14 protein-coding genes and 5 tRNA genes are annotated in these 18656 nt (G+C 75.1%); 9 read left to right on the forward strand and 10 right to left on the reverse strand.

Annotated features, from left to right (window positions below):
- The first annotated feature begins 99 nt into the window (after nucleotides 1-99).
- A complete protein-coding gene (locus DER29_RS02655) occupies nucleotides 100-1731 on the forward strand; it encodes a GAF domain-containing protein (RefSeq protein ID WP_233599991.1) in 1632 nt (543 codons plus the stop codon).
- 11 nt (nucleotides 1732-1742) lie between these two features.
- Here the strand turns inward: DER29_RS02655 and DER29_RS02660 are convergent, their stop codons facing one another.
- Entirely contained in the window at nucleotides 1743-2381 is a 639-nt protein-coding gene (locus tag DER29_RS02660) for a response regulator transcription factor (protein WP_121395865.1), read from the reverse strand.
- A 224-nt stretch (nucleotides 2382-2605) separates the two neighbouring features.
- Between DER29_RS02660 and DER29_RS02665 the strand changes: the two genes are divergently transcribed.
- The gene (locus DER29_RS02665; RefSeq protein WP_121395866.1) at nucleotides 2606-3580 is read left to right on the forward strand and encodes a nitroreductase; all 975 of its coding nucleotides are present in this window, start codon (nucleotides 2606-2608) and stop codon (nucleotides 3578-3580) included.
- Between the two features lie 37 nt (nucleotides 3581-3617).
- Here the strand turns inward: DER29_RS02665 and DER29_RS02670 are convergent, their stop codons facing one another.
- The 4 genes from DER29_RS02670 to DER29_RS02685 form a co-directional block, all read right to left on the reverse strand.
- Nucleotides 3618-4628, reverse strand: coding sequence for an NAD-dependent epimerase/dehydratase family protein (locus DER29_RS02670; protein WP_121395867.1), 1011 nt, complete (start codon nucleotides 4626-4628; stop codon nucleotides 3618-3620).
- Nucleotides 4629-5046: 418 nt separating this feature from the next.
- On the reverse strand, nucleotides 5047-5601 hold the full coding sequence (locus DER29_RS02675; protein WP_121395868.1) for a dihydrofolate reductase family protein: 555 nt from the start codon (nucleotides 5599-5601) through the stop codon (nucleotides 5047-5049).
- Between the two features lie 460 nt (nucleotides 5602-6061).
- Nucleotides 6062-6136, reverse strand: a tRNA-Val gene (locus tag DER29_RS02680).
- 49 nt (nucleotides 6137-6185) lie between these two features.
- Nucleotides 6186-6258: transfer RNA gene (locus DER29_RS02685), tRNA-Gly, on the reverse strand.
- 164 nt (nucleotides 6259-6422) lie between these two features.
- On the opposite strand from DER29_RS02685, the gene DER29_RS02690 reads away from it, so the two are divergent.
- Nucleotides 6423-6662: a DUF6458 family protein gene (locus DER29_RS02690; protein ID WP_091620076.1), complete on the forward strand. Its 240-nt coding sequence runs from the start codon at nucleotides 6423-6425 to the stop codon at nucleotides 6660-6662.
- Between the two features lie 190 nt (nucleotides 6663-6852).
- Complete coding sequence (locus DER29_RS02695) at nucleotides 6853-8583, forward strand: helix-turn-helix domain-containing protein (protein WP_199729102.1); 1731 nt, start codon at nucleotides 6853-6855, stop codon at nucleotides 8581-8583.
- A gap of 444 nt (nucleotides 8584-9027) precedes the next feature.
- Here DER29_RS02695 and DER29_RS02700 read toward each other — a convergent pair.
- The 3 genes from DER29_RS02700 to DER29_RS02710 all read right to left on the reverse strand — a co-directional run bounded on the left by DER29_RS02700 (nucleotide 9028) and on the right by DER29_RS02710 (nucleotide 9293).
- Nucleotides 9028-9102, reverse strand: a tRNA-Val gene (locus DER29_RS02700).
- 13 nt (nucleotides 9103-9115) lie between these two features.
- Nucleotides 9116-9186 (reverse strand) — tRNA-Cys (locus tag DER29_RS02705).
- Nucleotides 9187-9220: 34 nt separating this feature from the next.
- Nucleotides 9221-9293, reverse strand: a tRNA-Gly gene (locus DER29_RS02710).
- A 305-nt stretch (nucleotides 9294-9598) separates the two neighbouring features.
- Between DER29_RS02710 and DER29_RS02715 the strand changes: the two genes are divergently transcribed.
- Complete coding sequence (locus DER29_RS02715) at nucleotides 9599-10201, forward strand: TetR/AcrR family transcriptional regulator (protein WP_121398949.1); 603 nt, start codon at nucleotides 9599-9601, stop codon at nucleotides 10199-10201.
- A gap of 217 nt (nucleotides 10202-10418) precedes the next feature.
- A complete protein-coding gene (locus DER29_RS02720) occupies nucleotides 10419-10994 on the forward strand; it encodes a TIGR03086 family metal-binding protein (RefSeq protein ID WP_121395869.1) in 576 nt (191 codons plus the stop codon).
- 138 nt (nucleotides 10995-11132) lie between these two features.
- On the opposite strand, the gene DER29_RS02725 is transcribed toward DER29_RS02720, so the two are convergent.
- Complete coding sequence (locus DER29_RS02725) at nucleotides 11133-12311, reverse strand: alkane 1-monooxygenase (protein ID WP_121395870.1); 1179 nt, start codon at nucleotides 12309-12311, stop codon at nucleotides 11133-11135.
- Between the two features lie 248 nt (nucleotides 12312-12559).
- Here DER29_RS02725 and DER29_RS02730 point away from each other — a divergent pair, with 248 nt between their 5' ends.
- A complete protein-coding gene (locus tag DER29_RS02730; RefSeq protein ID WP_121395871.1) occupies nucleotides 12560-15490 on the forward strand; it encodes a M36 family metallopeptidase in 2931 nt (976 codons plus the stop codon).
- 80 nt (nucleotides 15491-15570) lie between these two features.
- Here the strand turns inward: DER29_RS02730 and DER29_RS02735 are convergent, their stop codons facing one another.
- Nucleotides 15571-16452, reverse strand: coding sequence for a hypothetical protein (locus tag DER29_RS02735; protein ID WP_121395872.1), 882 nt, complete (start codon nucleotides 16450-16452; stop codon nucleotides 15571-15573).
- Between the two features lie 240 nt (nucleotides 16453-16692).
- On the opposite strand from DER29_RS02735, the gene DER29_RS02740 reads away from it, so the two are divergent.
- Both DER29_RS02740 and DER29_RS02745 read left to right on the forward strand, forming a co-directional pair.
- Nucleotides 16693-17361 (forward strand): methyltransferase, encoded by a 669-nt coding sequence (locus tag DER29_RS02740; protein ID WP_121398951.1) that lies wholly within the window; start codon nucleotides 16693-16695, stop codon nucleotides 17359-17361.
- A 9-nt stretch (nucleotides 17362-17370) separates the two neighbouring features.
- Nucleotides 17371-18534, forward strand: a complete 1164-nt coding sequence (locus tag DER29_RS02745; RefSeq protein WP_121395873.1) for a cytochrome P450 — start codon at nucleotides 17371-17373, stop codon at nucleotides 18532-18534.
- The last annotated feature ends 122 nt before the right edge of the window (nucleotides 18535-18656 follow it).

Below are 18656 nucleotides of genomic sequence, written 5' to 3' on the forward strand. Positions count from 1 at the left end.
GCCGCCAGCGAACCGAACCCCCGCCCCGAACCGCACGTGACCCCCTCGCTGGGGCTCAGCCCGCTGTCCCGGGTACGGCTCGACGAGCTGCTCCAGGAGATGCTGGACCGGGTCGGCGAGGTGGTGACCAGCCGGGAGCGGCTGCGTGCCCTGCTCGACGCGGTGGTCGGCATCGGCACCGACCTGGACCTGCGCAGCACCCTGCAACGCATCGTGGAGTCGGCCTGCGAACTGGTCGGCGCCCGCTACGGCGCGCTCGGCGTGATCGGCCACGACCGCCTGCTGCACGACTTCATCACCTACGGCATCGACGCGGAGCTGCACGCCAGGATCGGTGACCTGCCCCACGGGCGGGGCGTGCTCGGCCTGCTCATCGACGACCCCCGCCCGCTGCGGATGCCCGACATCACCCGGCATCCGAAGTCCTACGGGTTCCCGCCGCACCACCCGCCGATGCACAGCTTCCTCGGCGTTCCCGTGCGCATCCGCGACCATGTCTTCGGCAACCTCTACCTGGCCGAGAAGCAGGGCGGCGCGGAGTTCACCGAGGACGACGAGGAGATCGTCGTCGCGCTCGCCGCCGCCGCCGGCGTGGCGATCGAGAACGCCCGCCTCTACGCGCTGGCCCACCGCCGCGAACGCTGGCTCGCGGCGACCGCCGAGATCACCACCGTGCTGCTGGGCGAGGTGCGCCGCACCGACGCCCTGACGCTCGTGGCGCGGCGCGCCCGCGAGGTCGCCGAGGCGGAGGTCGCCCTCGTGCTGCTCTACGACCCCGACGCCGAGAAGTTCACCGTCGAGGTGGTGGACGGTGCCGACGAGCAGGCCGGCGCCCTCGTCGGCACCGCGCTGCCGGCGGCCGAGACGAGCTTCGCCGCCGCCGTCATCGAGGGCCGGCACGACCAGGTGGCGGACCTGGCCCACGCCGCGCCCTGGCCGGCGCTGCTGCGCACCGGCCCGGCGATGGTCGCGCCGCTGGCCACCGCCGACACCCTGCACGGGGTGCTGGTGATCGCGCACCGGGCCGACCGGGCGCCCGTCGCCAACGACGACGACATGGCCCTGCTGGGCAGCTTCGCCGGCCAGGCCGCGCTGGCCATGGAGCGGGCCCGCGGGCAGGAGGAACGGGAGCTGCTGGTGGTCCTGGAGGACCGCGAGCGCATCGCCCGGGACCTGCACGACGTGGTCATCCAGCGCCTCTTCGCCACCGGCCTGCAGTTGCAGAGCGCCGCCCCGATGACGACGAAGCCGGAGGTCGCCCGGCGGATCAACGCGGCGGTCGACGACCTGGACGCCACGATCAAGGACATCCGCCGCACCATCTTCGAGCTGCGAACCCCGATGAGCGCGGCGCTGCGCACCGAGATCCGGGAGGCGATCGAGGTGGCCGCGGAGTCGCTCGGCCACCGGCCCCGCCTGGAGCTGACCGGGCCGATCGACAGCGCCGTCCCCGACGCGGTCCGCCCCGACCTCACCGCCGTGCTGCGCGAGGCGCTCTCCAACGCCGTACGGCACGCGCGGGCCGACCGCGTGGCGGTGGCGGTGCGCGTCGACGCCGGCCGGGTGACCGTGACCGTCACCGACGACGGGGTGGGCTGCGACCCGGCCGCCGCGCGGGGCGGCCTGGTCAACCTGCGCGAGCGCGCCGAGCGCCACGGCGGCGAGTTCGAGGTACGCCGGGCGGAGCCCCGGGGCACCGAGGTGTGCTGGTCGGTGCCGCTACGCGACTGAGCCCGCAGGCGTCAGTGGGACTTGCCGAGGAGTCGGGTGGCGAGGACGGCCGCCTGGGTGCGCCGCTCCAGGCCCAGCTTGGCCAGCACGCTGGAGACGTAGTTCTTCACCGTCTTCTCGGCCAGGAACATCTTCCCGGCGATCTCTCGGTTGGTCAGGCCCTCGGCCACGTACTCCAGGATCCGCCGCTCCTGCTCGGTCAGTGACTTCAGCTCGCGCGGCTGCTCGACGCCGCTGCGGATGCGCTCCAGCACCCGGGTGGTGATCGCCGGGTCGAGCAGCGACTGCCCGGCCGCCACCCGCCGCACCGCGTCGACGAGGTCGGTGCCGCGGATCTGCTTCAGCACGTAACCGGACGCGCCGGCCATGATCGCCGCGAAGAGCGCCTCGTCGTCCTCGTACGAGGTCAGGATCAGACCCCTGATCGAGGAGTCCACGGCCCGCACGTCGCGGCACACGTCGATGCCGTTGCCGTCGGGCAGCCGCGCGTCGAGGATCGCCACGTCCGGCCGCAGGGCCGGGATACGCCGGGCCGCCTCCTGGGCGAGACCGGACTCGCCGACCACCTCGATGTCCCCGCTGCTTTCCAGCAGGTCGGCCAGGCCACGGCGGACGACCTCGTGGTCGTCGAGCAGGAACACGCGGATCATCCCTCGTTTCTACCCGCTGCCGACCCCTCCCCGCACGGGTCGAAGGTCCCGAACCGGCATCACCTGCCAACCCTTACGCCCACCACGCAGACGTCCCCGGCCGGCGGCGGGTAGGTCGGGCCCGGCGGGACGGGACGTCCGGCCCTGCCCGGGCCACGGTCCGGTGACGCACCGTGGACACGTACCACTCGCCGGCGCACGACCGCTGCGGAAGGAGCACGACCATGGAGACCGGCTTCACCGTCGAGCAGCTACGGGCCGCCGTCGCCGACGCCGTACGCGCGCCGTCGCTGCACAACACCCAGCCGTGGCGGTTCCGACTCCGCGACGGCGGCATCGAGGTGCTGGTCGACCCGGACCGGCGGCTGCCGGCCACCGACCCCACCGGCTGGGGCGTGCGGATCGCCTGCGGGGCGGCGCTGTTCAACCTGCGGCTCGCCCTGGCCGTGGCCGGCACCCCGGCGACGGTGCGGCTGCGCCCCCACCCGGCCGAGCCGGACGTGGTGGCCCGGCTGGTGCCGGACGTGCCGCGCCGCCCCACCCCCGCCGAGCAGGCCCTGCACGCGGCCATCCCCCGCCGGTTCAGCAACCGCGCGCCGTTCTGGCCCGACCCGGTGCCCGCCGACGCCCGCTGGCGCCTCACCGAGGCCGCCCGTGCCGAGCAGTGCTGGCTGGAACTGGTGGTCGGGGTCAGCGCGGTGAACGCGTTCGGCGAGATCGCCCGCAGCGCCCACCGGGTGCTGGAGCGCAGCCCGGAGTACCGGGCCGAGCGCCAGGAGTGGGTACGCACCACGCCCGCCCCGGACGGGATTCCGGCCGCGTCCGGCGGCCCGCAGGGCGAGCCGCAGGACCTGCTGCCCTCCCGGGGCTTCGGCGGCCTGGACCGGGCCCCGGGGCGGGACTTCGAACCGGAGCCGCTCGTGGCGGTGCTCGGCTCGCCCGGCAACACGGCCGTCGACCAGGTCGTCGCCGGGCAGGCGTTGCAGCGGGTGCTGCTGACCACGACGGACTCGGGGCTGGCGGCGTCGATGCTGTCCCAGCCGATCGAGGTGCCGTCGGCGCGCGATCAGCTGCGGCTGTCGCTGGGGCGGTTCGGCACGCCACAGATGGTGCTGCGCGTCGGCTACGGCCAACCGGGCTGGCCGACCCCCCGCCGCGACGTGGACGAGGTGCTCGACCTGCCGGTCGTCCGGTCCTGACCAGCAGCGGGCCGGCGGCGCCGCATCGCCCACCCGCTCAGGTGCGCTTCGCGCCCGTCGGCGACAGCAGCGCCGCCTCCCGGTCGGGGTCCAGCCCGACGGGGGCGCGCTGCGGTCGGCCTGCCCGGGGCGGGACGGTGCCGACCTGTCGCAGCCAAGCCCAGGTGTCGGCGACCGTCTCGGTCACCGGGCGGCAGGTCAGCCCGGCCGCGTACGCGCGCTCGACGCCGCGCTCCTGCAACCAGCGGTACTCGTGCCCGGCCGGGATCCAGATCGGCAGGTCGTTCCACGGCTCCACGCCGGCGGCCAGGATCGGCTCCGGGTCGGTCCAGCGCAGCCGGGCGTCGGCGCCGGTGGCCGCGACACAGGCGTCGAGCAGCTCCCCCATCGTCGCGTGCCCGGGGCGGCCCACCAGGTTGAACGTCCCGCCCGACCGCGCCGCGCCCCGGTCCAGCATCCAGCCCGCCAGGTCGCGCACGTCGACGTACTGCACCGGCAGGTCGACCGGACCCGGCGCCAGCACGTCCCCGCCCTGCGCGATGCGCGTCAGCCACCAGGGCAGCCGACCGATGTCCTCCCCCGGCCCGAGGATCAGCCCGGCCCGCGCGATCAACGCGCGCCCGCCGAACGCCTCCCGCACGGCCCGCTCGGCGCCGGCCTTGTTGGCCGCGTAGTCGCCGTCGTCGGCGTCCGGCTCCGCGTCCACCACCGGAGCGTCCTCGCCCACGCCTGCGGCGACGGGCGGCGCGTAGACCGAGCCGCTGGAGACGTAGACGTACCGGTCGACCCGGTCGACCAGCGCGCGGGCGGCGTCCCGCGCCGCGCGAGGCGCGCCGTCCCAGGTGTCGACCACCAGGTCCCACTCGCCGTCCGCGAGCGCCGCGAGGCCGTCGGGCGCGGTCCGGTCACCCCGCAGCCGGCGTACGCCCTCCGGCGTCGCGCCGTGCAGCCCCCGGTTGAACACGGTCACCGTCCAGCCCCGCCGCACGCCCTCCGCGACCGTCGCGCCGCCCACGAAACCCGTCCCGCCCAGCACCAGTAGCCTCATGCGCTCCACTGTGCCCGTTGCGGGCGGCGACGTGATCCCGTGTTCACGGTCAGCGGATCTGCCCACGGCAGAACCGCCGACGGACGGATCTTCCGCGTGTTCATGGTCGGGTCGCCGGGTTTCTGGGATACCGGTGCCGTTCGCCCGCCGGGTCAGCCTGCTCCCGGGATGTCCCGCGCGTCGAGAGGCGGGTCGGGTCCGAAGACGTGGTGGACCTCGCCAGGTGCTTCTCGAACCCCGCAAGCCGTTTCGTTCGCTGATTCGGCGTGTTCTCAAGGGATCGAGGCACCCGGCGTCGCGTCCGTCGCGCCAACCTATCGAGGATGTGCGGGACCGGGTGGCGAACAATTTGTTGCGCGGCGAGAAGGCTCCCCACGACGCGCGGCCCGCGAGCTTGGCGCGAAGGGACCGCTCCGAGTCAGCGCGCGCGCCGGTAGTGCACGGCGATCACGCCGTTGCTGAGCGGCTTCGCCGAGACCAGCTCGAGCCGTCGCGTGCTGGGCAGCCCGCTCTGGTACAGGGTCGGGCCGTGGCCGGCGATCCGGGGGTGGACGAGGAACTTGTACTCGTCGATCAGCTCCAACCGGTCCAGCTCGGTCGCGAGCTTGCCGCTACAGAGGAGCACGCCGGCCGGGGTCGCGTCCTTGAGCTCCTGCACGCCCGTGCGCAGGTCGGCGATGTGGTGGCTGTTGGTCCACGGGAAGTCCTTTCGCGTGGACGACACCACGTATTTTGGCTTGGCCTCCAGCTTGACCGCCCACTCGCGCATCGCCGGCGGCGCCTCCACGTCGCCGCGGGCGACCGCCGGCCAGGCGCTCTCCATCATCTCGTAGGTGACGCGGCCCCACAGCATCGCTCCGGCCTCGTCCATGAGGCGGGTGAAGAAGGCGTGCGTCTCGTCGTCGGCGATTCCCTCCTCATGGTCGACGCACCCGTCCAAAGTGAAGTTCATGTTGAAGGTCAAGAGTCCCATGAGGCGAGTTTAGTACCCGACGCGGCAACCACCATGGTTCACAGGCCGAGTTATGCGGATCAGTGGTGTGCTCGCACAGAGCCGTTCCATTGTCGATGACGAGGGTGCATGCATTCTCGCCTGTCCTTGCCGTTCTCGACCGGCCCACGGCCGCTGATCAAGTGGACGTTCGAGGCCTACGCGACCGGCAACCACTACCGCACGGGTGAGATCCCCGAGCACATCTTCGGCCCGCTGCGGGAGCTGAGCTACTGCGAGTTCGACCGCTCTATGCGACGGCCAACGACGAACGCAAGGCGTTCTTCGAACGGCTCACCGTGGCCGAAGACAACAGGATCGATTGGGAGTCGGGAGAGCTGTTCGACACGAACGTGCCGGTCACCGCACTCGCCGCGCAGAGGGCGGGCGGGAGATTAGGCGGCTCAAACGGGAAACGTCGCTCGTTTGAACGGCAACCTTCTGGTGGGCGATACTGGGTTTGAACCAGTGACCTCTTCCGTGTCAAGGAAGCGCGCTCCCACTGCGCCAATCGCCCGGGGCTGACCGCCCGGTCCGGCAGGCCGGACCACGAGGGGCGAATCGCGAGCGGACGACGGGATTCGAACCCGCGACCCTCACCTTGGCAAGGTGATGCGCTACCAGCTGCGCTACGTCCGCGTGCCGCCGATGTTCCTCGGCGACGGGGGAAACTCTACCCGACGGCAAGATCGCCTGGCACGCCGCCCCGCCGACGGCCCGACCAGGCGATGATTGCGCTGGTCAACCACGGGGTACTGAGGTCCATCGACAGCACACCACATCCCCTGACCAAGGAGGCTGTCGTGGGTATCGGCACCAGCATCTTCCTGATCGCGCTCGGCGCGATCCTCACCTTCGCGCTCGACGCGAGCCTCGGCGGCATCAACCTCGACGTCGTCGGGTGGATCCTGATGGCCGCCGGCGTGCTCGGCCTCATCATGACCACGCTCATCTGGGGGCGCCGCCGCCAGGTGGTCAGCACGACCGAGCCGGTCGAGTACCGGCGGGTCGAGGAGCGCCGGGACGTCGCCCCGCCGCTCTGACGCGGGTCCCACGCGGCCGCCGGAGCTGAACGGTCGCGCAACGCACCGACGTGCCGGTCACCCGGATCAGGGTGACCGGCACGTCGCATACCGGCAGCCCGTACGCCCAGCCCCGGCGGCCGGTGCCTCGGGGTCGCCCCTCGACGGGCTCGCTGGCGACCGTCGTCACCGGGTAATAGCGTCTGCTGCCATGCGGACGGAGCCGGACAGGTCGCGGGCGCGCGGACGGCCGCCGCGCCCCTGCCCCGAGCGCGCCGAGGCCGTCGTCGCGATGACCCGGCTCGCCGCCGGCCCCGATCCGGTGGCGGCCGTCCTCGGCGAGCTGGCCCGCCGGTCGGCCGCCACGGTCGCCCTGATCGGCGTCGACGGCACGGTCCTGAGCGTCCGGGCGGGTCGACACCCACTCGCCCCGGCCGTGCTGACCGTCGCCGCCCGCGCCGTACCCGACCTGCACGCGCGCGGCACCCCGGCGGCCGTGCGGGGCGGCGACGGGGCGCCCACCGTCCACCTCGTCGCCCTCGGTGCCGGTGAGCCCGGGAACGGCGCGGACTGCGATCCCGACGGTGCGACGGACCCGCCACCGTGGCTCGCGGCCGTCGACCCGGTGGCCTCGGTCCCGGGCGACCTGCTCGCCGACGCCGCGCGTCTCCTCGGGCTCTGCTGGCGGCTGGACCGCTCCGAGCGGGCCCGACGCCGGGTGGCCGCCGGCGACGGTCGCGGCCGGGAGGCGGTGCTGCACCTGCTCATGGTCGGCGACGTGGCGCCGGCCCGGCGCGTCGCGGCGGCGCTGCGCCCTCACCTGCCGGACGTGGCCCGGGTGTGCGTCGTCGAGTGCGCCCCCGGCCGGCGCGGCGCGGCGGCCGGGCAGGTGACCCGCGCGCTGGGCGGGCGGGCCTGGGTGGTGCCCTGCCCGGTGCGCTCCCGGCACCTCATCGCGCTGGTTCCGCAGCACGGCGGAGCGCCGGGCGCCCGCCGCGCCGACGCGGACGCGGCGGGCCGGCTGATCAGCCAGTGGGTGCCGGACACCCGGGTCGGGGTGAGCGAGCCGGTCCCGCTGCACCGCACCGCCGTCGGCTACGAGCAGGCGTTCCACGCGCTCGCGGTGGCCCGCAGCCGGCCGGAGGGGCACTGCCGCTTCGACCGCCCGGCAGACCTGCGGTCCGCGCTGGGCCCGGCGGGCAGCGACTGGGCCTCTACGCTGCTGGCGCCGTGCCTGTCGTACCGGCCGGGCCGACGCACCGACCCCGACGGGCAGGAACTGCTGGCCACGCTCGGCTCGTGGCTCGCCTTCGACGGCGCGGCCCACCGCCACCTGCGGATCCACCGCAACACCCTCGCGGCCCGGCTGGCGCTGCTGCGCGACCGCCTCGCCCTGGACCTGTCCCGGGTTTCCGACCAGTCGGTCGCGTGGCTGGCCCTGCGCCTGCTCGCCCCGACCGCGCCCGAAGACGACGGCGACGACGGCGACGGTCCGGGCGGAACCCGCGGGGACCGGCCGGGCGGAACCCGCGGGGATGGGCCGCGCGGAACGCCCGGGAACCAGCCGGGCGGAACCCGCGGGGATGGGCCGCGCGGGGTACGCGGCGACGGCCTGGGCGGGGCTCCCGGCGGCGACGAGGACATCCGGTGGCACGGCCTGGACCGGCTGCTGGCCGCCCCGGCCCTGCGCCTCTGGGCGCACGACCAGGTCGCGCTCCTGGGCACCGACGGGACGGCCGTGGGCCTGGCGACGGTACGCGCCTGGCTCCGCGCCGACGGCCGGCTCCCCGGCACCGCCGCCGCGCTCGGGATCTCGGTGTCCGCCGTACGCAAGCGGCTGGCCCGGGCCGAGCAGGCCCTCGGACGTTCCCTGCTACGCGGGCCGAGCGCCCGGCACGAGCTGTGGCTCGCGCTGCGGATCCTCGACTCCCGACCGGACTGAGGGTCATCGCCCGGCTCGGGACAGGGCGGCGGGGGGTCGCTGTGCAGCCCGGCACCCCCGACGCCCTCGCTGTGCGGATCGGTCCTCGCCTTCGCCCGCAGGGGCTTCCTACCGTGGGGGTGCAGCCGGTACGGGACCGCCGGCCGCCCACCGGCCCGCGTCCGGACGCGCGGCACGGGGAAGCACGTCCGACCGGTCACTCCGGGGGGAGGTGCGACCGCCCCGTCCACGCCTGACGGCCGTGGGCGGGGCGGTCGCCGTCGATACGCCGGGCGGGCCTTCGCCGCCGGTGGCCGCGGATCCTCCCCCGCCATGGGCTCCGGCTTCGTCACCGCCGGCCTTCGTCACGAGCCGGCCCGCGCCCCCGAGGGTGCCGTCGCGCGGGCTCGGCGTGGGCGGACGAACGGCGAAGGCCCGTCACCGGATGGTGACGGGCCTTCGTGTTGGTGGGCGATACTGGGTTTGAACCAGTGACCTCTTCCGTGTCAAGGAAGCGCGCTCCCACTGCGCCAATCGCCCTCGCTTGTTACCGAGGTGGGGACGGGATTTGAACCCGCGTACACGGCTTTGCAGGCCGTTGCCTCGCCTCTCGGCCACCCCACCGAGGTTGCCCCCGTCATGCGTGGCGGCAGCTCCGAGCGGACGACGGGATTCGAACCCGCGACCCTCACCTTGGCAAGGTGATGCGCTACCAGCTGCGCTACGTCCGCGTGTCTCCGGCGTTAACCGGTGACGGGTGAGAACTTTAGCCGAGCCGGCGAGCGGTTGCCAAATCGGGGTGGCTCCCGGCGAGTCGGGTGGGACTCGAACGCCACCACCTGCGGCGGAAGGGTGACGTCCCGCCCGTCGCCTGAGCTTCCTAGGAGGATGGGCCGGACTCGTCCCGTCCATCCGCGGCCGGCGCGGCCCACGGCCGGGATCCGCCCCCGGAACTGTCCGGCTTCCGACTGTAGTCGGCCGAAGGCACCGTGATCCGTAACTGCCCGTGTTCGATCGGATGGGCTACGGTAACGGCGTGACGAGACGTGCGGCCGAGATCCGCCTGGATGCCCTGCTGCGCACGGCCTGTGACGTGATCGTGGAACGCGGTCTGGCCAACACCCGCACGGCCGACGTGGCACAGGCCGCCGGGGTGAGCCAGGCGCTGGTCTTCTACCACTTCGCCACCAAGGACCGGCTGCTCGCGCAGGCGTTCGCGTACGCGGTGGAGCAGGATCTGGCCCGCCTGGACGCGGTGATGCGCTCCAGCGCCCCGCCCCTGACCAAGCTCCGCCGGATCGTGCGGCTCTACACGCCCGCGGGCCGGGCGACCTCCTGGGCCATGTGGATCGACGGCTGGGCGGAGTCGCTGCGTACCCCGGAGTTGGAGAAGGTCTCCCGCCGGCTCGACCTGCGCTGGCGGGAGGACCTGGCGACGGTCATCTCGGACGGGGTCCGCGAGGGCACCTTCGACTGCGCCGACCCGGCCGGGGCGGCGTGGCGGATCAGCGCGGTGGTGGACGGGCTGGCGGTGCAGCTCGCGGTGCACGACCGGGTGATCTCCCGCCGGCAGTTCGCCGAGTGGGTGCGCCTGCTCACCGCCCGCGAGCTGGGGCTCGACCCGGCGCAGCTGGACTGAGCCGGGCAGGAAGCCCGGTGGGGCGGCCGGCGCACGACGCGCCAGTGCCGATCACCGCCCGCGCGGGGCGACGCGCCGGCGGCCGGGTCCCCGACGAGGCCGGCCGGGCACGACCGGCGCTCCGTGCCAAGGGGCGGCGGTCACGACCGGCGCTCCGCCCGCCCGCGAAGCCGGCAAAACCGCTCGGCTCCCCCAGGCAGCCGGAACAATCGTCGGCATGGACCCGCTGGAGACGTACCGCCGCAGCCTGGCCGAGTTCACCGACCGGGTGGCGCAGGTCGGCCCCGACCAGTGGTCGGACCCGACCCCGTGCCCCGACTGGGACGTCCGGGCGCTGGTCAACCACGTGGTGGGCGAGGACCGGTGGAGCGTCGCGCTGCTCGCGGGGCGGACGATCGAGCAGGTCGGCGACCGCTACGACGGCGACCTGCTCGGCCCGGACCCGGCCGACGCGGCCCGGGAGGCGGCGGGGCAGGCCGAACTGGCCTTCACCCACCCGGGGGCGCTGGAGCGCACCGTCGGGCTCTCCTCCGGCGAGACCCCCGCCGACGAGTACCTGCACCAACTGACCGCGGAGCACCTGATCCACGGCTGGGACCTCGCCGTGGCGATCGGCGCGGACCCCCGGCTGGACCCCGACGCGGTCGCCGCGTGCGCGCGGTGGTTCGGCCGGCGGATCGGCGACTACCAGCGGGGCCGGCTCATCCGGCCGCAGGTCGACGTGCCGGCGCGGGCGGACGAGCAGGACCGCCTCGTCGCCGCCTTCGGCCGCGACCCCGACTGGGCGCCGTGAGGAACCCCGACGGGACGCCCTGAGCGCCCTCCCGGACGGACGCCGCGACGCGACCCGGCGGGAGCCGGCCCGGGCAGCGTGCCGGGGGCGCGACCCGGCGGAGCCACCGCCGGCAGCGCGCCGGGACGCGAACGGCCGTCAGGCGGCCACCGGGCCGCGCCGCCGGCGCTCCCGCAGCCGGCGCAGGGCCGGCGGGTGGACGTTGGCCAGCGACAGGTCCCCGCCGTAGTGGGCGAGCACCCGGTGGTCCATCAGCCGGCGCCACACCGGCGGCACCAGCGCGGCCACCACCATCGTGGCGTAGCCGGCGGGCAGCTGCGGGGAGGACTCGAAGGTGCGCAGCGTCTGGTAGCGGCGCAGCGGGTTGGCGTGGTGGTCGCTGTGCCGCTGGAGCTGGAAGAGGAAGATGTTGGTCACGCTGCGGTCGCTGTTCCAACTGTGCCGGGGGTCGACCCTCTCGTAGCGCCCGGCGGAGGTGCGCTGCCGCGCCAACCCGTAGTGCTCCAGGTAGTTGACCACCTCCAGCAGGGAGAACCCGACCACCGCCTGGAGCGCCAGGAACGGCAGCACGCCCGGGCCGAAGGCGACGGCCAGCGCCGCATAGAGCGCGAGGGTCATCGCGAACGCGTTGAGCACGTCGTTGCGCCACGTCCACGGGCTGCGGCCCCGCAGGCGGAACCGGCCGGTCTCCAGCCGCCACGCCGAGCGCAGGCTGCCTGAGACGGTACGCGGCCAGAACGCCCAGAAGCTCTCCCCCAGCCGGGCGCTGGCCGGGTCCTCCGGCGTGGCGACGCGGGTGTGGTGGCCCCGGTTGTGCTCGACGTGGAAGTGCCCGTACGCGGCCGGCGCGAGGGCCACCTTGGACAGCCAGCGCTCCAGCCTCTCCCGCTTGTGGCCCAGCTCGTGGGCGGTGTTGATGGCGATGCCGTCGACCACCCCGATCGTGGCGACCAGGCCGGCCGCGCCGGCCACCGTCAGGCCGCCCCGGGCCCAGACCGCGCAGCAGAGCACCAGGGCCGTGTACTGGGCGGGCAGGTAGAGGTAGGTCAGCCAGCGGTAGTAGCCGTCGGCGGCCAGCCGGGGCACCGCCTCGTCGGGCGGGTTGCGCCGGTCCTCGCCGACCAGCAGGTCGACCACCGGGATCAGGACGAACACGGCGGCGGGGGTGAGCCACCAGGCCCACGCGTCGCCGGTGGCCCGCCAGGTCGCCCAGCCGACGAACGGCAGCGCCGGGACGAGCAACGCCAGCGGCCAGAACGGCCGGCGGGCGTCCCGCCACCCGGCGGCGGTGGCGGGCGCTGCGGGGTCGAGGGCCATGGCCGGCCTCCGATCTCTCGGTCCTCCCTCGACTGTGACAGCCGTCACGTCCGTGTACAAGGGACTGTTTTTGTCGAAACCAGCGCGGGGAGTCGGCCCGCCACGGCGTCCGGGGCCGCGCCGGGCCGCCTTGAGTAGGCGCGACCCTTGTTCCCGCCAAGGCAGGCTGATATCCACAGATGCGCATGCGTAACCGCGCTGCGCGGGCCGGCGGAGGGCCGGCCACCCCGCTCCCACGAGGAGGTCCCGTGGCACAACCGGAGTGGACACCCTGGATGAGCCGGCGGCGACGCCGACTCGTCCCCGTCCTGGCGGCGACCGCGGTGGCGGCCGCGCTGCTGCCCACCGGCCCCACCGCAGCCGCCCCCACCGGTGGCGCCTCCGCCGAGCGGCGCTCCGGCCCGTTCGCCGAGGGGCAGCACCAGCACGCCGACGTCGACAACCGCCCCGGCACCGCCGCCCCCGACGCGCGGCAGCGGGGCCTGGCGCGCAGGGCCGACCCGGACGCCCGCTGGAACCGGCTCGGCACCCCGCACGCGCTCGGCCCCGGCAGCGCGCCCCTCGCCACCGGTCTCCCCGCCGAGCCGGAGGCGGCCGCCCGCGCGTACCTCACCGGTCATCACGACCTCTTCGGCCTGGACGCCGCGGCGGTCGACGCGATGGACCGGGTCCTGGTCCGCCCGATCGGCGCCGGCGCCGTCGTCACGCTCCGGCAGCGCTTCGGCGATCTGCCGGCCGGGCACGACGGCCTGGTCACCGTCGCGGTCGCCGGCGGCAAGGTCCTCGCGGTCAGCTCCTCGCTGTCCCGGGACACCGCCGCGCCGGCGCCGGCCACCCTCACCGACGAGCAGGCGTACGCCGCGGCGCGCGCCGACGCCGGCCTGACCGCCGAGGCGGTACGCAGCCACAGCGTCCGCGCCGTCGCCGTGCCCACCCCGCTCGACGGCCCCCGGGCCGCCTACGAGGTGACCCTGATCGGCGCCGACACCGACCACCCGGAGGCGTTCACCACCTACGTCGACGGGATCACCGGGCAGGTGCTGGTCCGCGAGGACCTCGTCGACTTCGACTCGGACAACCCGAGCTGGGCGGTCTTCCCGGCCACCCCGCCACGCGACCTGGGCCCCGGGCAGGATCCCCGGGTGCGCTGGTGCGGCGACCCCGCGCCGGGCTGCCAGGCGGCCTTCCGCGACCCGGCCACCGGCCAGCCCTGGGACGTCGACGCGGCCACCGGCACGCCGACCGGCACCGCCCGCGGCAACTCCGCCAACACCGTGCTCTCCTGGGGCGGCGGCACGCCGGCCGTACCGGCCACGCCCAGCCCGGAGCGCCGCTACGAGTACCCGTTCACCGACCAGTGGCACCAGGCCCGCTGCAACCCGCAGGTGTTCACCTCGGCGCAGCGCAACGACGGCGACGCCGCGATCGCCAACCTGTTCGCCATGCACAACCGGATGCACGACTGGGCATGGCACCTCGGCTTCACCGAGGCGACCTGGAACCTCCAGGCGGTCAACCTGACCCCGCAGGGCCTGGGTGGCGACGCCGAGCAGGGCCGCGCCCAGCAGGGCGCGCTCAGCGGCAACCGGAACAACGCCAACCAGGGCACGCCGCGCGACGGCCTGCCGCCCACCACCAACATGTACCTGTGGCAGCCGCAGGCCGGCGGGCCGTACCCGCCCTGCGTCGACGGCGACTACGACATGACGGTGATCGGGCACGAGTACACCCATGCCATCACCAACCGCATGATCGCCGGCCCGGACAGCGGCATCAGCGGGCACCAGGGCGGCTCGATGGGCGAGTCGTGGAGCGATCTGCTCGCCGCCGAGTACCTGTTCCAGCACGGGCTGCGCGCCCCCGGCGAGACGCCCTACGTCACCGGCGGCTACGTCACCGGCAACCTGGTCAGCGGCATCCGCAACCACGACTTCAGCCGCAGCCCGCTGAACTACTCCGACGTCGGCTACAACACCGGCGGGCCCGCCGTGCACGCCGACGGCGAGATCTGGAGCGCCACCAACTTCCGGGTGCGCGCCGCGCTCATGAAGCGGTACGGCGCCGGCACCCCGCAGCGGCAGCTCGACTGCGCACTCGGCAAGGTGGCGGTGGAGCAGTGCCCGGGCAACCGGCGCTGGTCGCAGCTGGTCTTCGACTCGTTCCTGCTCCAGGCCGCCAGCCAGGTGAGCATGCTCGACATGCGGGACAACATGCTCACCGCCGACCTGCTCCGCTTCGGCGGCGCCAACCAGGACCTGCTCTGGGCCGAGTTCGCCCGCTCCGGGATGGGCCGCGACGCCGCCACCAACGGCGCCGCCGACACGGACCCGACGCCGAGCTTCGCCGCCCCCGGCGCCGACAACGCGGTGCTCACCCTCCGGCCGAAGGGCGACAGCGCCGACGCGCCGATCCGGGTGTACGTCGGGGCGTACGAGGCGCGGGCGGTGCCGGTGGCCGACACCGACCCGGCCACCGCGCTGCCGGACACCGTCGAGCTTGTGCCCGGCACGTACCAGCTGCTCGCCGTCGCGCCCGGCTTCGGCCACCAGCGGCTGACCGTGGTCGCCAAGGCCGGCAAGGAGGGGTACGTCGACCTTCGGATGAGCCGGAACCTGGCGTCCACGGCGTCCGGCGCGACGGTCACCGGTGACGGGGTCAACCTGGAGCGCATCGCCGACGACACCGAGGCCACCAACTGGGCCTCCCTGGACGGGGTGGCCGGCCGGCAGGTGACCGTGGCGCTGCCCGGGGACGCCCCACAGGTCGTGAAGCGGGTGAACGTCAGCGCCATGCTGCGCCCGGCGATCGCCGGCGACGCCGACCCGGGCAGCCAGAACGCGCTCAGCGCGCTGCGCTCGTTCGCGGTGTCGGCGTGCAACGCGAAGACGACCGACTGCGCGGATCCGGCGAACTGGCGGCGGATCCACACCAGCGCGCCCGACGCGTTCCCCGGCGGGGCGTACCGGGCGTACGTGCGGGACGTCAACCTGCGCGAGTTCCTGGTGCCGACCACGCTGGCCACGCACCTGCGGTTGGAGGTGCTCGCCAGCCAGTGCACCGGCGGCCCCGCCTACGCCGGTGAGCAGGACGACGACCCGGCGACCACCACCGACTGCGCGACGGCCAGCCCGGCGCGTACGCAGGTGCGCATCGCCGAGTTCCAGGCGTTTTCGAAGTGACCGCCCGTCGGGGCCGGTCGGCGCGTCGGCCGGCCCCGACGGACCACCTCCGGTGACCGGTCCCGGTGGCGTCCCCCCGGTCAGCGGCGGGCGGCCCGCCACCGCCCGGGCGCGGCGGGCCGTTCCCAGCGCCGGTCCGGCCCGGCGTCGTCGTCCGCGCCGGCCGCCCGGGTCAGGTGGCGCAGCCGCAGCAGCAGGCCGAGGCCGAGTGAGAGCAGCAGCCCGCCGAGCAGGAACGCGGCCTGCACGGCCCCGAAACCCCCGGACCCCGCCACCGGCCGCCCCGCGCCGGCTGCCGGCGGCGCCCCGGCGGCCGCGGGCTCGTCGGTGACGGGTTCGTCGGTCACCGGCTCGTCGGCGGCGGCCGCCTCCCCGGGCTCCGCCGCTTCTGCGGTCGTCGCGGCCAATCCGGTCGGATCGGCCGGGGTGGCGCGGGGCTCCGGCTCCTCGGGCGCGGCCGTCCGGGCGGCCGACCCGACCACCGACCGCGTCGCCGTCTGCCGGGACAGCAGCCGCAGGTTCGCGTCGTACGCCTCCGCCGCCAGGGTGATCCGCCCCCGGGTGACGTCCCCGGCGAAGGCCAACCGGTAGCGGGCGGTGACCGTCCGCCCGAGGCAGAGCGTGCCCGGGTCGAGCCGACGGTCGGTCAGCCGGGCCACGTCCCCGTCGGCGCGGATGTCCAGCGGGAACGAGCCGGTCTCCTCGACCCGGTCCATCCTGACCTGGTCGAGCCGGATCCCGCGTACCCGCAGCACCATCGACCAGCGGACCTTGTCGCAGCCGCCGTCGTCGCGGGAGACCACGGCGGAGACGGTCTCCACCCGGCCCCCGGCGGTGAACTCGTCAGGCAGGCCGCTCAGCTCGGTGGTGAAGGCCGCCTGCGCGGGCACGGGCAGACCCGCCCCGGTCAGGCAGCCGAGCACCACCCCGGCCCGTAGCGCGTACCGCCACCCGGTCGCCACCGTTCCCACCTCCCGTCGGTCGCCGCCAACCCGCAACGCTGCCAGCGCCACCGGCCGGCCGGTAGACGGGCGTGTTCGCACCGGTCGCCAAGCGCGGGGGCTGATTTAACCGACGGTGGTGAACCGGTCACCCCTCCCCCGCGACACGCCTGGCCCCGACGACCGCGCGCCGGCAGCCGGGCGGTGCCGGCCGGGGTGGCGCCGGTCGGCGGGTCCGGGCGGCGGGGGACAATCGCCGGCGTGTCCGACCTCTCTGCCGCCTTCGTCCGGCTGCACGCCAGCCTCTCCCCGGTCGCCTTCGTTCCCGAGGTGCGGTTGCACCAGGCGGACGACGCCATCGGGCTGTGGGAGTTGACCGAGGGCGAGTTCCGCAGCGCGCAGCCGCCGCCGTTCTGGGCCTTCGCCTGGGCCGGCGGGCAGGCGCTGGCCCGGTACGTCACCGACCACCCGGAGCTGGTCGCCGGCCGCCGGGTGCTCGACCTCGCCGCGGGCTCCGGGCTGGTCGCCATCGCCGCCGCGCGGGCCGGCGCCGCCGCCGTGCGCGCGGTGGAGATCGACGAGCTGGCCGTCGCGGCCGTCGCGGTCAACGCCGAGGCCAACGGGGTACGCGTCGACGCCGAACTCGGCGACGTCCTCGACGGCGACGCCGGTGGTGCCGAGGTGGTGCTCGCCGGGGACGTGTTCTACAGCCAGGCGATGGCCAACCGGGTGCTGCGCTTCCTGCTCCGGGCCGCCCGCTCCGGGGCCCGGGTGCTGGTCGGCGACCCCGGCCGGGCCTTCCTGCCCCACGACCGCTTCGACGAGCTGGCCGTCTACGACGTGCCGGTGCCCGAGACGCTGGAGAGCGTACGGGTGAAGCGCACCACGGTGTGGCAGTTGCGGGCGGGGCTGCCGGGGGCGGGCCGCTAGCGTGTCGGCGTGCTGTTCCGGAGCTGGGCGCAGACCGCCGACGCGCACTGGCCGGACGTGGCCCGGGTGGCCGACCACGTGGGGGTCGCTCACCTGGTCGTGACCCGGCACGCCCTGGTCCGACAGGTGCTCACCGATCCCACGACGTACCGGCCGGACAACGCGCTGGACGCGGTGACCCCGATGCCGGTGGCCGCGCTGCGGGTGCTGGCCGGGCACCGGTTCCGGCTGCCGCCGACCCTGGCGAACAACGGTGGCGCCAGCCACCCGGCGATCCGGGCGATCGTCGCCGACGCCCTGCACCCGACGCGGGTCGCCGCCCAGCGGCCCTGGCTGACCGGGCTGGTCCGGGAGCGCGTCGGCGGGATCGCCGCCACCCTGGACGCCGGCGGGTCGGTGGACCTGTACGCCGAACTCGCCGCCGACCTGCCGCTGCTGGTGCTGGCGCGGCTGGTCGAGCTGCCGGACGCACCGGTCGGCGCCGTGAAGGAGTTCGCCCGCGCCGCGCTGGAGCTGTTCTGGGCGCCGCTGGACGCCGGACGGCAGCAGGCCCTCGCCGCTGAGGTGGGCCGCTTCCACCGGGTGCTGCGGGAGTTCGCCGCGACCGGGGGCGGCCTGGCCGGGTCGCTGCGGGCTGCCGGGCACCCGCCCGACGTGGTGGTCGGCGCGCTGTTCTTCCTGCTGGTGGCCGGCCAGGAGACGACCTCGCAGTTCCTCACCCTGCTGCTGCACCGGCTGACCGGCGAGCCGGCCGTGCTGGCCGGCCTGCGCGACGGCACCGTCGCGGTCGCCGACGTGGTCGAGGAGGGGCTGCGGCTGGAGCCGCCGATCGTGACCTGGCGACGGGTGGCGGCGGTGGACACCACGCTGGGCGGGACGGCGGTGCCGGCGGGCACCAGCATCGTGCTCTGGCTGGCCCGCGCCGGACGGGATGCGGCCACCGTCGACGCGCCGGACGAGTTCCGGCCCGGACAACGGGGCTCCCGCCGGCACCTGGCCTTCGGGGCGGGCGCGCACCGGTGCGTCGGCGACCAACTGGCCCGGATGGAGGCGGCGGTGGTGGTCACGGAGACCACCCCGCTGCTGGACGGGGTGACCGTGCTCCGCGAGCCGTGGTGCCCGGACAACCTGACCTTCCGGATGCCCGACGCCTTCGTCGTCCGCAGGCGCTGAACCGGCACGCCCGCCGTGGTGCGCGCGCCGTGGCAGGCCAGGAACACCGGCCAACCAGCGGTGATCAGGACGCCGGAGCGGACCGCGTCGCCCGGCGGGAGGGGTGGCGGTGGGAGAGACCC

It is taken from the genome of Micromonospora sp. M71_S20 (assembly GCF_003664255.1).
Taxonomy (GTDB): Bacteria; Actinomycetota; Actinomycetes; order Mycobacteriales; family Micromonosporaceae; genus Micromonospora.

Excerpts from the sequence above, each read along its gene's own strand:
- DER29_RS02720 (WP_121395869.1), top strand. The coding sequence starts at position 10,419 with ATGGACCCGCTGGAGACGTACCGCCGCAGCCTGGCCGAGTTCACCGAC.
- DER29_RS02670 (WP_121395867.1), bottom strand. The coding sequence starts at position 4,628 with ATGAGGCTACTGGTGCTGGGCGGGACGGGTTTCGTGGGCGGCGCGACG.
- DER29_RS02655 (WP_233599991.1), top strand. The coding sequence starts at position 100 with ATGCTGGACCGGGTCGGCGAGGTGGTGACCAGCCGGGAGCGGCTGCGT.
- DER29_RS02660 (WP_121395865.1), bottom strand. The coding sequence starts at position 2,381 with ATGATCCGCGTGTTCCTGCTCGACGACCACGAGGTCGTCCGCCGTGGC.
- DER29_RS02665 (WP_121395866.1), top strand. The coding sequence starts at position 2,606 with ATGGAGACCGGCTTCACCGTCGAGCAGCTACGGGCCGCCGTCGCCGAC.
- DER29_RS02695 (WP_199729102.1), top strand. The coding sequence starts at position 6,853 with ATGCGGACGGAGCCGGACAGGTCGCGGGCGCGCGGACGGCCGCCGCGC.
- DER29_RS02725 (WP_121395870.1), bottom strand. The coding sequence starts at position 12,311 with ATGGCCCTCGACCCCGCAGCGCCCGCCACCGCCGCCGGGTGGCGGGAC.
- DER29_RS02675 (WP_121395868.1), bottom strand. The coding sequence starts at position 5,601 with ATGGGACTCTTGACCTTCAACATGAACTTCACTTTGGACGGGTGCGTC.